This is a genomic window from Streptomyces hyaluromycini (assembly GCF_002217755.1).
In the GTDB taxonomy this organism is placed as follows: Bacteria; Actinomycetota; Actinomycetes; order Streptomycetales; family Streptomycetaceae; genus Streptomyces; species Streptomyces hyaluromycini.
Map to the genome: position 1 here is coordinate 827,562 of NZ_BCFL01000017.1, position 14,906 is coordinate 842,467.

At 69.4% G+C, this 14,906-nt stretch carries 17 protein-coding genes; 9 read left to right on the top strand and 8 right to left on the bottom strand.

The window, feature by feature from the left end; all coding sequences use genetic code 11:
* The first annotated feature begins 109 nt into the window (after positions 1-109).
* Together dnaB and SSP29_RS11675 are read left to right on the top strand one after the other, a co-directional pair.
* The gene (gene dnaB / locus SSP29_RS11670; protein ID WP_089100481.1) at positions 110-1,585 is read left to right on the top strand and encodes a replicative DNA helicase; all 1,476 of its coding nucleotides are present in this window, start codon (positions 110-112) and stop codon (positions 1,583-1,585) included.
* Between the two features lie 83 nt (positions 1,586-1,668).
* Positions 1,669-3,054, top strand: a complete 1,386-nt coding sequence (locus tag SSP29_RS11675; protein WP_089100482.1) for a serine hydrolase domain-containing protein — start codon at positions 1,669-1,671, stop codon at positions 3,052-3,054.
* An 80-nt stretch (positions 3,055-3,134) separates the two neighbouring features.
* Here the strand turns inward: SSP29_RS11675 and SSP29_RS11680 are convergent, their stop codons facing one another.
* Entirely contained in the window at positions 3,135-3,587 is a 453-nt protein-coding gene (locus tag SSP29_RS11680; protein ID WP_089100483.1) for a GNAT family N-acetyltransferase, read from the bottom strand.
* A gap of 9 nt (positions 3,588-3,596) precedes the next feature.
* Positions 3,597-4,055 (bottom strand): MarR family winged helix-turn-helix transcriptional regulator, encoded by a 459-nt coding sequence (locus SSP29_RS11685; RefSeq protein ID WP_089100484.1) that lies wholly within the window; start codon positions 4,053-4,055, stop codon positions 3,597-3,599.
* A 143-nt stretch (positions 4,056-4,198) separates the two neighbouring features.
* Between SSP29_RS11685 and SSP29_RS11690 the strand changes: the two genes are divergently transcribed.
* Positions 4,199-5,407: an MFS transporter gene (locus SSP29_RS11690; RefSeq protein ID WP_089100485.1), complete on the top strand. Its 1,209-nt coding sequence runs from the start codon at positions 4,199-4,201 to the stop codon at positions 5,405-5,407.
* 45 nt (positions 5,408-5,452) lie between these two features.
* Positions 5,453-5,872 (top strand): GlcG/HbpS family heme-binding protein, encoded by a 420-nt coding sequence (locus tag SSP29_RS11695; protein ID WP_089100486.1) that lies wholly within the window; start codon positions 5,453-5,455, stop codon positions 5,870-5,872.
* A gap of 67 nt (positions 5,873-5,939) precedes the next feature.
* On the opposite strand, the gene SSP29_RS11700 is transcribed toward SSP29_RS11695, so the two are convergent.
* Entirely contained in the window at positions 5,940-6,806 is an 867-nt protein-coding gene (locus tag SSP29_RS11700; protein WP_089100487.1) for a GNAT family N-acetyltransferase, read from the bottom strand.
* Between the two features lie 193 nt (positions 6,807-6,999).
* Here SSP29_RS11700 and SSP29_RS11705 point away from each other — a divergent pair, with 193 nt between their 5' ends.
* Both SSP29_RS11705 and SSP29_RS11710 read left to right on the top strand, forming a co-directional pair.
* Positions 7,000-7,632: an HAD family hydrolase gene (locus tag SSP29_RS11705; RefSeq protein WP_089100763.1), complete on the top strand. Its 633-nt coding sequence runs from the start codon at positions 7,000-7,002 to the stop codon at positions 7,630-7,632.
* 551 nt (positions 7,633-8,183) lie between these two features.
* The gene (locus SSP29_RS11710) at positions 8,184-9,395 is read left to right on the top strand and encodes a globin domain-containing protein (RefSeq protein ID WP_089100488.1); all 1,212 of its coding nucleotides are present in this window, start codon (positions 8,184-8,186) and stop codon (positions 9,393-9,395) included.
* Between the two features lie 4 nt (positions 9,396-9,399).
* Here SSP29_RS11710 and SSP29_RS11715 read toward each other — a convergent pair whose 3' ends face one another.
* The 5 genes from SSP29_RS11715 to SSP29_RS11735 form a co-directional block, all read right to left on the bottom strand.
* Complete coding sequence (locus SSP29_RS11715; RefSeq protein ID WP_089100489.1) at positions 9,400-9,882, bottom strand: NUDIX domain-containing protein; 483 nt, start codon at positions 9,880-9,882, stop codon at positions 9,400-9,402.
* Positions 9,883-9,968: 86 nt separating this feature from the next.
* Entirely contained in the window at positions 9,969-10,874 is a 906-nt protein-coding gene (locus tag SSP29_RS11720; RefSeq protein ID WP_089100490.1) for a LysR family transcriptional regulator, read from the bottom strand.
* Positions 10,875-11,103: 229 nt separating this feature from the next.
* Complete coding sequence (locus SSP29_RS11725; RefSeq protein ID WP_089100491.1) at positions 11,104-12,234, bottom strand: cystathionine gamma-lyase; 1,131 nt, start codon at positions 12,232-12,234, stop codon at positions 11,104-11,106.
* On the bottom strand, positions 12,231-12,722 hold the full coding sequence (locus SSP29_RS11730) for a low molecular weight protein-tyrosine-phosphatase (RefSeq protein WP_089100492.1): 492 nt from the start codon (positions 12,720-12,722) through the stop codon (positions 12,231-12,233). The genes SSP29_RS11725 and SSP29_RS11730 overlap by 4 nt, the downstream gene beginning before the upstream one ends.
* A 7-nt stretch (positions 12,723-12,729) precedes the next feature.
* Complete coding sequence (locus SSP29_RS11735; protein ID WP_089100493.1) at positions 12,730-13,107, bottom strand: phage holin family protein; 378 nt, start codon at positions 13,105-13,107, stop codon at positions 12,730-12,732.
* Positions 13,108-13,166: 59 nt separating this feature from the next.
* On the opposite strand from SSP29_RS11735, the gene SSP29_RS11740 reads away from it, so the two are divergent.
* From SSP29_RS11740 to SSP29_RS11750, 3 genes are all read left to right on the top strand, one after another.
* Complete coding sequence (locus SSP29_RS11740) at positions 13,167-13,484, top strand: cupin domain-containing protein (RefSeq protein ID WP_089100494.1); 318 nt, start codon at positions 13,167-13,169, stop codon at positions 13,482-13,484.
* A gap of 165 nt (positions 13,485-13,649) precedes the next feature.
* On the top strand, positions 13,650-13,862 hold the full coding sequence (locus tag SSP29_RS11745) for a DUF5326 family protein (RefSeq protein WP_089100495.1): 213 nt from the start codon (positions 13,650-13,652) through the stop codon (positions 13,860-13,862).
* Between the two features lie 211 nt (positions 13,863-14,073).
* The gene (locus SSP29_RS11750; RefSeq protein ID WP_150133976.1) at positions 14,074-14,871 is read left to right on the top strand and encodes an IclR family transcriptional regulator; all 798 of its coding nucleotides are present in this window, start codon (positions 14,074-14,076) and stop codon (positions 14,869-14,871) included.
* The last annotated feature ends 35 nt before the right edge of the window (positions 14,872-14,906 follow it).

Genomic DNA, 14,906 nt, shown 5'->3' on the forward strand with positions numbered 1-14,906 from the left:
ACAAAACCGACGCGTCCAGAACCGGAATGGGGCGTCCTAGTTGTCAGTGCCGTGCCGTACAAAAGAGGGCATGGCGAGGTCCGCGGTGCGGACGGGAGGAGGTGGCTCGGTGAGCATTTCCGAGCCCTTGGACGATCCGTGGGCCGACGCCGGTCCTGGTGATCGTCTGCCCGCCTCCCGCCGACGGAACGAGGGCGGCCGCGGTCGGGACGACCGGCACGACCGCGGTCGGGACAGCGGAGACTGGGACGGCGGGGGCGCCACCTTCGAGCGGGTTCCTCCGCAGGATCTGGACGCCGAGCAGTCGGTGCTCGGCGGCATGCTGCTCTCCAAGGACGCCATCGCCGACGTCGTCGAGATCCTCAAGGGCCACGACTTCTACAAGCCCGCACACGAGACGATCTACCAGGCGATCCTCGACGTCTATGCGAAGGGCGAGCCGGCCGACCCCATCACCATCGCCGCCGAGCTCACCAAACGCGGCGAGATCAACAAGGTCGGCGGTGCCTCCTATCTGCACACCCTCGTCCAGACGGTGCCGACGGCGGCGAACGCCGAGTACTACGCGGAGATCGTCCATGAGCGGGCGGTGCTGCGCCGGCTGGTCGAGGCGGGCACGCGGATCACGCAGATGGGATACGCGGCCGACGGCGACATCGACGAGATCGTCAACAGCGCCCAGGCCGAGATCTACGCCGTCACCGAGCAGCGGACCAGCGAGGACTACCTGCCGCTCGGCGACATCATGGAGGGCGCCCTCGACGAGATCGAGGCGATCGGATCCCGTACCGGCGAGATGACCGGCGTCCCCACCGGCTTCACCGACCTGGACTCGCTCACCAACGGCCTGCACCCGGGGCAGATGATCGTCATCGCCGCCCGTCCCGCCATGGGCAAGTCGACCCTGGCCCTGGACTTCGCCCGTGCCGCGTCCATCAAGAACAACCTGCCCAGTGTCATCTTCTCCCTCGAAATGGGCCGCAACGAGATCGCGATGCGTCTGCTGTCCGCCGAGGCCCGGGTCGCCCTGCACCACATGCGGTCCGGCACGATGACCGACGAGGACTGGACCCGGCTGGCGCGCCGGATGCCGGACGTCTCGGCCGCGCCGCTCTACATCGACGACTCCCCGAACCTGTCGATGATGGAGATCCGCGCGAAGTGCCGCCGGCTCAAGCAGCGCAACGACATCAAGCTCGTGATCATCGACTATCTCCAGCTGATGCAGTCCGGCGGCAAGCGTTCCGAGAGCCGCCAGCAGGAGGTGTCGGACATGTCCCGAAACCTCAAGCTGCTGGCGAAGGAGCTGGAGGTCCCGGTGATCGCGCTCTCGCAGCTCAACCGTGGTCCCGAGCAGCGCACGGACAAGAAGCCGATGGTGTCCGACCTGCGTGAGTCCGGCTCCATCGAGCAGGACGCCGACATGGTCATCCTGCTCCACCGCGAGGACGCCTACGAGAAGGAGTCGCCGCGCGCGGGCGAGGCGGACATCATCGTCGGCAAGCACCGAAACGGCCCGACGGCGACGATCACTGTGGCCTTCCAGGGTCACTACTCGCGCTTCGTGGACATGGCGCAGACCTGATCCGTGCCGGGGAGCGGCGCTGGCCTGGCCGGCGCCGCCGAAATGAGCTCGACGCCGGTCCGGTCACCAGGTGGACTGGGCGCATGACGACATTCCAGGAAGAGCTGCTCCCCGCCACCCGGCGGGCGCTGTTGCATCGGATCGCCGTGGCCCAGTCCGAAGGCCGGGCGCCGTCACTGGTGGCGGCGGTTGTGCGAGGCGGGCGTGCCGTCTGGCATGGAGCGCGGACCTCGGTGGACGGACACGGACCGGACGAGAACGTGCAGTACCGGATCGGTTCGATCACCAAGACGTTCACGGCCGTTCTTGTGCTCAGGCTGCGTGACGAAGGGCTGCTCGATCTCGGTGACCCACTGGAGAAACACCTGCCGGGCACCGGGGCGGGGGAGGCGACCATCGCCGAACTACTCGCGCACACCGGCGGCCTGGCGGCCGAGTCGCCGGCTCCCTGGTGGGAGCGCACCCCGGGCTCACTGCGGCCGGAGCTGAGCGATGTCCTCGGTGAGCAGCCCCTGCTGCATCCAGTCGGCCGCCGCCACCACTACTCCAACCCCGGTTACACCCTGCTGGGCGCGCTGGTCGAAGAGCTCCGCGGTGCTCCCTGGGAGGAGGTGCTGCGGCGGGAGGTGCTCGAACCTCTGGGCCTCGACCGCACAAGCGCCCAGCCACAGGTGCCGCACGCCGGTGGCTGGGCGGTGCATCCCTGGGCCGACGCCATGCTCCCCGAGCCGTTGGAGGACCTCGGCCGGATGGCACCGGCCGGGCAGCTCTGGTCGACCACCGGAGACCTGGCCCGCTTCGCCGTGTTCCTGGCGGCCGGGGACGACCGGGTGCTGAGTGCCGAGTCGGTGATGGAGATGCGCACCCCGGCAGCCCCCGCCGAGCCCGCCGATGTGCTGGACGGCGCCACCTACGGCCTCGGCCTGCAGATCCAGCGCCGTGACGGCAGGCTGCTCGTCGGGCACTCCGGCTCGCTGCCCGGCTTCCTGGCCAACCTCACGATCAGCGTGGACGACGACGTGGCGGCCGTGGTGCTGGCGAACTGCACCTCCGGCCCGCTGCTGTCCGCCACTGGTGCCGACCTCGTCCGCATCGTCGCGGAGGCCGAGCCGCGCATCCCCGAGCCATGGCGCCCCCTGGCCCAAGTCGAGCCTTCTGTCCTGGAGTTGGCGGGCCAGTGGTACTGGGGCACACATCCCTTCGTGCTGCGGATGACGGCCGACGGGCTTGTCTCGCTGGGACCGCTGACCGGTGCCGGCCGCCGGGCCCGATTCCGATCCAACGGCGACGGCACCTGGACCGGCCTGGAGGGCTACTACGCCGGAGAGCTGCTGCGGCCCGTACGGCGTCCGGACGACACCGTGAGCCACCTGGACCTCGGATCGTTCGTGTTCACGCGTCAGCCGTACGACGAGACGGCTCCCGTGCCCGGTGGGGTGGACCCCGAGGGATGGCGGGGGATTGGCTAGCGGTCGAGAAGTCGGGGGCGGTGTTTCACGTGAAACACCGCCCCGTGCGATCGCTCCGCTCGGCCACGAGCCGCTGAGGTTCAGATTTCGAGCTTGAAGCCCACGTGCGAGGCGGTGAAGCCGAGCCGCTCGTAGAAGCGATGGGCGTCGACCCGTGACGTGTCCGAGGTCAGCTGGACCAACTGGCAGCCCTGACGGCGGGATTCGTCGATCGCCCACTCGATGAACCGGGTGCCCAGGCCGCCGCCGCGCTCGTCGGCGTGGATACGTACGCCTTCGATGATCGACCGGGTGGCGCCGCGTCTCGACAGTCCGGGGATGACCGTGAGCTGGAGTGTGCCGACGATGCGGCCTTCGCGGACGGCCACGACCAGCTGCTGGTTGGGGTCGGCACTGAGTCGTTCCAGAGCGCTCAGATAAGGCGCCAGGTTGTCCGGTGATTCCCGCTGGGCACCCAGCGGGTCGTCGGCGAGCATGCCGACAATGGCCGGGATGTCGTCGGCGACCGCGGGGCGTATGTCAAGGTCTCCCATGTCCGCAGCCTATGCGGGCACGTGCAGCGACTCCACGGCCCGGACCAGGGGAGCCAGTTCCGGGTTCCTGGCCGCCTCGTCGAGGGCTTCGCGCAGCGCCGTGTCATTGGTGGGGCGAGCCTCCTCCAGCAGTAGCAGGCCGGACTCGGTGACGTTCGTGTAGATGCCGCGGCGGTCGGTCGGGCAGAGATAGCGCTCCAGGAGACCGCGGTCCTCCAGGCGCGTGACCAGCCGGGTGGTGGCGCTCTGGCTGAGGACGACCGCGTCGGCGACCTGCTTCATCTGCAGATGGCCCCCTTCGCCGTCGTGCTGTCGGCTGAGGACGTCGAGCAGGGAGTACTCGCGCACGCTCAGGTCGTGCTTCGCCTGAAGGGCGCGCTCGATATGTGCCTCGATCCTCCCGTGCAACAGGGAGAGGGCGCACCAGCCCTGGGCGAGGGCGGTGAGTGCAGGGTCCGTCGCTGTCATTGGCGTTTTTCCTCCGTCCCGGAGCGGCTGAACCCAGGATAGAGCAGGTGCGCAATATCCCTCGCTTGCATATAGCCCGCGTCTGCAATTATTGTGGAAGCACGTAAAGCGCACCTGCAATCGTCTGGGAAGGTCGTACCTCCATGCCTCTCGCGCTTCTGGCCCTCGCGATCGGGGCCTTCGGAATCGGAACGACCGAATTCGGGATCATGGGCTTGCTGCCCGAGGTCGCGGGTGACTTTGGGGTCTCCATCCCGACCGCCGGCCTGCTCGTCACCGGCTATGCGCTCGGCGTGGTGATCGGCGCCCCGCTGATGACCGTGCTGGGCACGAAGGTTCCTCGCAAGCGGATGCTGATGCTGCTGATGGGCTTCTTCATCGCCGGCAACCTGCTGACCGCCGTGGCCCCCGTCTTCGCCGTCATGCTGATCGGCCGGGTGGTCGCCTCCCTCGCCCACGGGGCCTTCTTCGGCATCAGCTCGGTAGTGGCGGCCGAGCTGGTCGCACCGAGCAAGAAGGCGGGAGCAATCGCGATGATGTTCACCGGCCTCACCGTCGCCAACGTCATCGGCGTCCCGCTCGGCACCCTTGTGGGGCAGCACGCCGGCTGGCGCGTCACCTTCGGCATCGTCGCCGCCCTCGGTGTCGTCGGTCTGGCCGGTATCGCCAAGCTGGTCCCCGAACTGCCCAGCCCGGAGGGCGTGCACCTGCGGCACGAGCTGGCCGCGTTCAAGAACACCCAGGTCCTGCTCGCCATGGCGATGACCGTCCTGGGCTTCGGCGGGGTCTTCGCGGCCATCACCTACATCGCGCCGATGATGACCCATGTCACCGGCTTCGCCGACGGCTCCGTCACCTGGCTGCTGGTCCTCTTCGGCCTCGGCATGGTCGGCGGCAACCTTGTCGGCGGCAGGTTCGCCGACCGCGCCCTGATGCCCATGCTGTATGTGTCCCTGGGCTCCCTGGCCGTCGTCCTCGCCCTCTTCACGCTCACCGCGCACAGCAAGATCGCGGCCGCCGTGACCGTCGCCCTGATCGGCGCCCTGGGCTTCGCCACCGTCCCACCGCTGCAGAAGCGCGTCCTCGACCAGGCGCACGGCGCCCCCACCCTGGCCTCGGCCGTGAACATCGGCGCCTTCAACCTCGGCAACGCCCTGTCCGCCTGGCTCGGCGGCATCGTGATCGCCGCCGGCTTCGGCTACACCTCCCCCAACTGGGTCGGCGCCGCCCTCGCCGCGGCCGCCCTCGTCCTCGCCTTCCTGTCGGCTGCGCTGGAGCGCCGCGACAGCGCCCCGAGCGCCGTGGTCACCGGCGGGACGCCCACCGGACAACGGGCGTCGGTCCACCACTGACCGCCCGCACTTCCCACCGCACGTCAGCACCGTCCAAGGAGAACCATGAGCACCACCACCGTCACCCCGCTCACCACCCAGGACGCCGAGTTCCTGATCACCGAGGCCGGCCGCGCCGCCGAGGCCGCCGGGGTCACCGTCAGCGTCACCGTCCTGGACGCCGGAGGCCATCTGCTGGCCTTCCGACGGGACGACCGCGCTGTGTTGATCTCCGGCGAGACCAGCACCCGCAAGGCCTACACGGCGCTCCAGCTGAACACCCCCACCGCCGACCTCGTCGACGCCGTCCAGCCCGGCGGCCTCTTCCACACCCTGCCCACGGCCCTCGACCGGCCGCTGCTGTTCATCGCGGGCGGAGTCCCCGTCCAGCGGGACGGCCGGCTCATCGGGGCGATCGGTGTCGGCGGCGGTGCGCCCGACCAGGACCACGGGTTCGCCTCCGCCGCTGTACAGGCACTCGCGTGACAGCAGCCCCGCTTGACGTGAACGCCGGCTCCCCCAGGGAGCCGGCGTTCCATGCGTCGAAGGACTCTCAGCCTGCCGCGACCGTCAGTGGCGCGAACCGGCGTGTCCAGTCCCCCGGTGACTCGGTGATGCCGTAGGTCATGACGGAGTTCATGGCGGCGGAGGCCAGCCCGCGCGCCTTCGCCCAGGCCAGCAGTTCCTCGTGCCGGACGTCGATGTCGGTACGGAGCGGACGATCGGTGTGGGCGGCGAGCGAGGCGATCAGGGACTTCGCCGTCTCGGTGTCACGGGCGATCAGCGGCCCGACGACATGCGTGTCCATGTTGGGCCAGGCGGCCGCGTATCCGACGATCCGCCCGTCGTCCACGGCGACACGCAGCAGGTCCGAGAACGCGGGCAGCCGAGTGATCAGAAGGGTGCGGTCGGCGCCGAACACCTCCTCGTCCAGCCGGAGGATGGAACCGAGGTCCTCGGCGGTGGCCGGCCGGGTCGCCACCAGGGGCTCGGTTCCGCCCGGTGTGAAGGGCCCGGACAGCATCTCCGAACGTCCTGTGACCTTGAACCCCAGCTCCTCGTAGAGCGGACGGCCGTACGGCGTCGCGTACAGGGTCAGGGGAGTCGTCCCCATCGCCGAGACGATGTGCCGCATCAGCCGGCGCCCGATGCCCTGGCGGGCGTGCCGTTCGGCGACCAGGACCATGCCGACCGCGCCGAGATGCGGGCGTTCCCTCGGGCCGTACTCCGTGACGACGCAGGCGGCGACCAGGCCTCCGCCGGGGTCGTCGATGCCGTATCCCTTCCCGGCGGTGAGGAGCAAGCGCCACTTGTGTTCCTCACGGGGCCACCCCCGATCCTCGGACAGGTCGGCGCAGGCGCTGAGATCGCGCGGCGTCAGTCGGCGAATGGGCAGAGCGGCGTCGGAAGGAGTTGACACGCAGGTCAGGCTTGCCGACCGAGACCCCCGGCGTCCACCCGTTTCAGGGCACACGCACCCGCTTTTGGCCATGTCGTAGCCCCCGGCTCAGCCCCTGGACAGACCCGCGACGTTTCACGTGAAACATCGCCGTATGGCAGCCATCGGTGGCCGCACCGAGGGGCCACGACTGCTTCCCGTTAGCCTCGGGACCATGGCGAGACTTCATCTCTTCGATCTCGACGGCACATTGCTGCACGGCACCTCCGCACCCGTCGAAATATCCCGTCAACTCGGTCTGGAAGCAGAGACCATGGAGCTCGACCTGGCCATTTCGGCGGGACGGATAGATCCGCCGGAGTATGCGACGCGGGTGTACACCCTTTGGGCCGAGCTGACCGACGCGCATGTGAAGGCGGCATTCGACGGCGCGCCGTGGCTCGCCCGTATCCGGGACGTCTGGACCGAGATCAGGGGATCGGGGGACTACTGTGCGGTGGTCTCGCTGTCGCCCTCGTTCTTCGTGGAACGTCTGCTGGACTGGGGAGTCCATGCGGCCTTCGGATCGCGCTTCCCGGCGGTGCCGTTCGTCGAACCGGTGGACCCCGCGGGAGTGCTCACTGCCGCCGCCAAGGTGACCATCGCGGACCGCCTGTGCGAGCAGTTCGGGGTCGGTCGGGCGGACTGCGTCGCGTACGGCGACTCGATGTCGGACAGGGATTTGTTCGCCGCGGTTCCGGTGTCCGTGGCAGTCAATGCGGACGGACATCTCGCCGGCCTGGCGACGTACTGCTACACGGGCAGGGATCTGTGGGATGCCTATGAATTGGCGCGCGGCGCCCGGTAATTGAGGGAACCGACGGTTCGCCCGTTGCCAGATTCACGGGGGAGGCAGGGGGGACTTGTGCGCGCGGCGACGGCCGGTAGGGTCGACTCCGGTTAACGTCCAGGGCGGGACGCTCCAGCGGGAGTGATTGCGGCCCATGTCACACTCTCGCCTTACTTGTCCGCACACGGGGAATCGCGGGTTGAATGTGGTCGTGTCGGCCACGGGGCCCGACCGGGGAGAGCTAGCCGTCAACGGGGGAACGCAAGCACCTTCCGAGTGAAGTGCGCAGACCGACCGCAAGATGTTCGAGGCGAGGGCACACCATGGACGCTCCGACCACCACGTCGGCGGGCAACGACGGGGCCGGTGGAGGCCGCTGGTTCTCGCCCCATGACAGGCCCGCGTTCGACCCCTCTGCCGGACCTCCGATCGCGGCGCCGGGTAGCGGGCAGGAATCGCCTCAGGGCCGTCCTCCCGCGTCCGCTGAGCCTCGGGAGCGAATACGGCCGTCGGTGGAGCCGCCACGCCTTCAGGGGGCCGCTCAGGCCCCGCTCGGCGGGCAGCACGCGATGCCCGGCCCCTTCGTGCCCCCGACCGGGCACCCCGCACCCGGCACCTTCGAACAGCGCGTCCCGCCACAGCACGGTGTACAGCAGACGCAGGGCGCCTCCCCGGACGCGATCCGCATCCGCGGCACCATGGCCGAGGTCGGTCCGATCGCCGACAAGGTCACCTCGTACTTCTACGCACTGCTCTTCGTCCGCCATCCCGAACTGCGTTCGCTGTTCCCGGCCGCCATGGACACCCAGCGGGACCGGCTGCTGAAGGCGCTGCTCACCGCGGCCGAGCACATCGACAACACACCCGTCCTGGTCGAGTACCTCCAGAACCTGGGCCGCGGCCACCGCAAGTACGGCACCCGGGCCGAGCACTACCCGGCCGTCGGCGAGTGCCTCATCGGCGCGCTGAGCAGGTACGCCTCGGGCATCTGGGACCCCGAGACGGAGGCGGCCTGGGTACGGGCGTACACGACGATGTCCCAGGTGATGATCGATGCGGCGGCCACGGCCGAGTTGCGTGCACCGGCGTGGTGGCACGCGGAGATCGTCGCCCACGAACTCAGGACCGCGGACGTCGCGGTGCTCACGCTCCGTCCGGACCAGCCCTACCCCTTCCTCGCCGGGCAGTACACGAGCCTGGAGACAGCCTGGTGGCCGCGGGTGTGGCGGCATTACTCCTTCGCCTCCGCGCCCCGCTCGGACGGCCTGCTCACGCTTCATGTGAAGGCCGTCCCGGCAGGCTGGGTCTCCAACTCGCTGGTGCACCGCGCCCGCCCTGGTGACGTCGTCCGTCTCGGCCCGCCCGGCGGTTCGATGACCGTCGACCACACGAGGGACAACGGACTGCTCTGCCTGGGTGGCGGCACCGGCATCGCACCCATCAAGGCGATGGTCGAGGACATCGCCGAACGCGGCGCGCGCCGCCCGGTCGAGGTGTTCTACGGCTCCCGCACCGACCACGATCTGTACGACATCGACAACCTGCTCCGGCTCCAGCAGATCCATCCCTGGCTCGCGGTCCGGGCGGTCGTCGACCAGCAGGCGCACCTCCAGCTCCCCGACGCCATCCGCGGGTACGGCCCGTGGTTCGAGTACGACGCCTATCTCTCCGGGCCGCCCGGAATGATCCGCAACGGGATCACCGCGCTGCGGGACGTCGGCTTCCCCGCGCACCGCATCCGGCACGACTCGGTGGAGGAACTGGTCGTCGTCGGCGACTGATCCCTCATCCGAGATCCGGGGCGTGCATGGCCCGCACGCCCTCGATGTTGCCGTCCAGGTAGTGCCGCAGCGACAGCGGTACGAGGTGAACGGAGGCGATCCCCACCCGGGTGAAGGGGACGCGCACGATCTCGTACTCGCCGGCGGGCTCGTCGACCTCGGGGCCGTGCCGCAGGGCCGGGTCCATCGACTCCAGCCGACAGACGAAGAAGTGCTGCACCTTCACGCCGGTCGCGCTGCCGTTGTCGCCGATGTGCTCCACGGTGTCCACGAAGCAGGGCACCACGTCGGTGATCTTGGCGCCGAGCTCCTCGTCCACCTCGCGGTGCAGGGCGTCGACGACGGTGGTGTCCTCCGGCTCGACCCCGCCACCGGGCGTGACCCAGTAGGGATCGACACCAGGCTTGGTGCGCTTGATCAGAATCAGGTCGTCGCCGTCCAGGAGGACGGCACGGGCGGTGCGCTTGACCACGGGTCGGACGGTCATGGGAGAAATGTGGCCCAGCTGGTTCCACGTGAAACATCGCGAAGCGCCACCGTACGGACGCATCGCGTTAACTCCGCAGAACGCGCTCAGCCCCAGTCCGAGGCCGCGTGCTGGAGCCATTCGTGCGCCCGTGCCACATGGGGCATGGCGAGTGTGCCGGTGCGCACCACCAGGAAGTACGTCCGCAACGGCGGCACCGCGGGATCGTGCAGTGCCACGACCTCACCGCGCTCCAGAGCGGCCGTGCACAGATACCGGGGCAGCACGGCGAGGCCGGCACCCGCGACCGTACAGGCGAGGACCGCGCGCAGATCGGGCACAACGACCGTGCCCGAGGCGGCTGGGCGGCTGTCGAAGACGGAACCCCAGTAGCGCGAGACGAACGGCAAGGACTCATGGACCTCGACGACCGGCAGGTTCTCCAGAGCGGCCGAGCCCTTGCCGCGTACCGCGCCGGTGCCGATCTCCTCGGACCAGCGTGGAGCGGCGACCAGTACATGCTCCTCGTCGCAGAGCGCGGTGGCGGTGAGCAGAGCGCCGCGCGGCCGGACCGTACTGATGGCCAGGTCATGGTGACCGGCGGACAGCCCCTCCAGGGTCTCTTCGGCATTCCCGAACGAAGCGCGCAGCGCGAAGCCCAGGCCGTCGTCGCCGGCGAGCTCCGTGAGAGCGGGAAGGGCACGTTCGGCGGTGAACTCGGGCGGGCCGGCGAGGTGCAGGGTGCGCACCGAGGAGTCGTCGTCGAGGCCGCGTTCCGCTATCTCCACGAGGGCGTCGAGATGCGGGGCGGCCTTGTGGGCGAGTTCGTCGCCGATGGTCGTGGGGGTCACTCCGCGGGCCTGGCGCAGGAAGAGCGGGCGGCCCAGCTGTCGTTCCAGGGTCCGGATCTGGGAGGTCACGGCCGGCTGCGAGAGACCGAGCAGGGCGGCGGCGCGGGTGAAGGAGCCGGCCCGGTGCACGGTGACGAAGGTGCGCAGCAAGGCCAGATCCATCGCACGCCCTCCCGTTCGCCCTGCCCTTTTCCGGCCCCCGGGCAGGTCCCCAACTATAAATAAGTCGATAGGTCTCTGTCGCTACAGTGATTGGACACTGACGCAGAGTCAACTAGCCTTGGTCGCGCGGTTCTTGGCGCGCGAGAACCGGGACGGTCCGAGCCACGAGGGGGGAGGCTCGGACCGTCCGTTATGCGTAGCCGGACCCGTGGAGGCGTCCGTAATCCGGTCACCGGTCCGACTCGTCGAGCGCGCGCAGCACATCGGCCACGAGATCTTCGGGATCCTCCGCCCCGACCGACAGCCGTATGAAGCCCTCCGGCACGTCGTCCCCGCCCCAGCGCCGCCGCCGCTCGGCTGTGGAACGCACCCCGCCGAAGCTCGTGGCATCGTCGACCAGCCGCAGGGCCTGGAGAAAACGCTCGGCACGCGTGCGCGTGGGCAGCGTGAAGGAGATCACCGAGCCGTAGCGGCGCATCTGCTGCGAGGCGATCTTGTGTGCGGGGTCGCCGGACAGCCCGGGATAGCGCAGGGCGGTCACCTCGGGCCGCTCGCGCAGTGCCTCGGCGAGCAGCAGGGCGGTCGCGTTCTGCCGGTCCACCCGCAGCTGGAGGGTGGCGAGGGAGCGATGGGCCAGCCAGGCCTCCATGGGCCCGGAGATCGCCCCGATGATCTTGCGCCAGCGGCGTACGGCGGCCATGGCGGCCGCCTCCCGCCCGGCGACGTACCCCAGCAGCACGTCCCCGTGGCCGGTGAGCTGTTTGGTGCCGCTGGCCATCGAGAAGTCGGCACCCAGCGCCAGCGGCCGCTGGCCGAGCGGGGTAGCGAGGGTGTTGTCGACGGCGACGAGGGCACCACGCGCGTGTGCCGCCTCGGCGAGGCGCCGGATGTCGCAGACGTCGAGCCCGGGGTTGCACGGCGTCTCGATCAGCAGCAGCTTCGCCCCGTCCAGGGCGTCGAGCTGGGCGTCGCCGGCGGTCGGTGCGGTGCGCACCTCGATGCCGTACGCCTCCAGCTGGGCGCGGACCAAGGGCAGCACCTGGTAGCCGTCGGAGGGCAGGACGACCGCGTCCCCGGCGCTCAGCTGGGAGAAGAGCACCGCAGCGATGGCCGCCACACCGGAGGCGAACACCAGCGTCTCGACGTCCTCGCCAGGTGCCTCCAACTCGCCGATGGCCCGCTCCAGATGGGTCCAGGTCGGATTCTCGTCGCGCCCGTAGGCGTACGGTCCGCTCACCTCGCCCGGCAGATGGAAGTGCGCGGCGAAGACCGGCCCCGGCAGGGTCGGCTCGTTCTTGACCGGCTCGGGCAGCCCCGCGCGCACCGCGCGTGTGCCCTCGCCCATGGCCGCCTCGGTCATGCCGCCGTTCCCTCCACTTCGTCCCGTACCGCGGCGAGCAGCCCCTCGCTCGCCGCCTCCACCATCTCAAGGCACTCCTCGAAGCCGTCCAGACCGCCGTAGTACGGATCCGGTACGTCGAGGTCGTCACCGGCCGCCGGGTCGTACGCGCGCAGCAGGCGCACCTTGCGCGCGTCCCCCGCGGTGGGGGCGAGCCGCCGCAGGGCCTTGAGGTGGCCGGAGTCGAGGGCGATCACGAGGTCGAGCCGGGCGAACCAGGACGCCTGGAACCGGCGGGCGGTGTGGTCGCTGTCGTAGCCGTGCTCCGCGAGGACGCGGACGGTGCGCGGGTCGGCGCCGTCGCCCTCGTGCCAGCCGCCGGTGCCGGCGCTGTCGGCCTCGACACGGTCGTCGAGCCCGGCCTCGGTCACGCGGGCACGGAAGACGGATTCGGCCATCGGGGAACGGCAGATGTTGCCGGTGCAGACGAAGCAGACGCGGTAGGTCATCGGATGCTCAGTCCGTGTCGGGAAGGACCATGTTGAGCGCCCAGGACACGATCGAGATGATCAGACCGCCCAGGACGGCCGTCCAGAAGCCGTCCACGTGGAAGCTCAGGTCGAGCTTGTCGCACACCCACGACGTCAGCAGCAGCATCAGCGCGTTGACCACCAGGGTGATCAGGCCGAGGGTGAGGATGAACAGCGGGAAGGTCAGGACCTTCACGATCGGCTTGACCAGGAAGTTCACCAGGCCGAAGACCAGGGCCACCAGGATCAGCGTCCAGACCTTCTTGGCGGTGTTGTCGCCGGTCAGGGTGATCTTGTCGAGCAGCCACACGGCGACCGCCAGAGCGCCTGCGTTGGCGATCGTCTTGACTACGAAATTCTTCATGTGTCTGATCGTGACAGAAGAGATCGGATGCAAATAGTGAGGCGAGGGCGACAACCGCGATGAAGGCATTCCGGCTGGACGAACTGGAGGCGGAACGCGCCGCCAACGACGGGGCTTACCTGCAGTTCCTGCGGGAGCGGAACATGTCGGTCGGTCTCTACGCCCTCGACGCGGGCTCGCACGACCCGCAGCAGCCGCACAACCAGGACGAGGTCTACTTCGTCGTCAGCGGCCGCGCCGCGATCACCGTCGGCATGGAGACCACGCAGGTGGCGCGCGGCAGTGTGGTGTACGTTCCGGCCGGGGTGGCCCACAAGTTCCACCACATCAGCGAGGATCTGCGGGTTCTGGTGGTCTTCTCTCCCCCCGAGGCCTGATCTCGGCTCTCGGGGTTCCCTAGGGGAAGGGTCAGGGGAGGACAAGGGATCGGAGACCTCCGAACGGCCCCCACCCGGCTCTAGCATCGAGTGCAGGACATCGCATCGTGCGGGACGCACGAGACCGTACGTGCCGGAGCGCACGAGAAGGCGGAGGACAGGGCAATGCGAGAGATCTTCACGGGTCTGCCGTGGTGGGTGAAGTGGATCGCGGTGCCGGTCATCGCGCTGGTGGTGTTCGGCGGCCTGATCACGGCCGTGATCAGCTGGGTGGTCTTCCTCCTCTTCAAGCTGCTGATCTTCGTGGCGCTGGTCGGCGGACTGATCTACATCGTGCGGAAGTTCATGTCGAACTCCTCGTCGAAGAGCGACTGGTGAGGACCGTGGGAATCGGTGGCCGGTAACAGGAATCACCGGTTCCCTCGGGGGAGGGAAGTTTCCCGCACAGGCGGACCGGGAGCGGTGGCGGACGGTTAGAGTCGCTGACCCCCTCGCGCTCCGGGAGTGACCCTTGGCCACGCTTGACGCAGCCCCCGCACCCACGGAACATCCAGCACCCCCCGCCCAACGACGTTCCAGCACACCCCCCGTGCAGCGGCCGGCCGCCCCGGCTGCCCCGGGCGACCCCGCACAGCCGCACTCGGCCACGCTCATCGGCTCCGTGCAGCGCGCGATGCGCCTGCTGGAGTGCGTCGCCGGACACACACACGGCGCACCCGCCAAACAACTGGCCCGCGAGACCGGCCTCGCGCTGCCCACCGCCTACCACCTGCTGCGCACCCTGGTCCACGAGGGCTATCTGCGCCGTGACAAGGGGCTGTTCTTCCTCGGTGAGGCCGCGGAGCGGCTGAGCAGCAGCGGGGCGCAGCAGAAACGTCGCAGCGCGGTCGTCGACACCCTCGCCCACTGGCGCGATTCGATCGGTGTCCCGGTGTACTACGCCATGTACCGGGACGGCGAGATCGAGGTCATGTGCGTCTCCGACTCCCCGGGTACTCCGGCGGTGGAGGAATGGGCCGGCTTCCGCGAGACCGGGCACGCGCACGCCATCGGCCAGTGTCTGCTCTCCCAGCTGGACGAGGACGTCCGCCGCGACCATCTCGGCCGCTATCCCGTGCGCCCCCTCACCCCGTACACGGTCCGTGACGACCAGACCCTGCTGCGACGGCTGGAACGGACGCGACGGATGGAACCGGTGGTGGAGCGCCAGGAGTACGCACTGGGGACGGTGTGCGCGGCGATCCCCCTCACCGTCGGCACCACGGCCGCCACGATCGCCGTCTCCCTCCCCCTCCACCAGGCCGACCGGCTGCTGCCCGCCGTCCGGCAGCTGCAGGCCGAAGTGGGCCGGCACCTGGGGTCCCTGGCGATCGCTATCAGTATCTGAAAACTCACTCCTTGTGATCTCTCGTGTACGTTCAG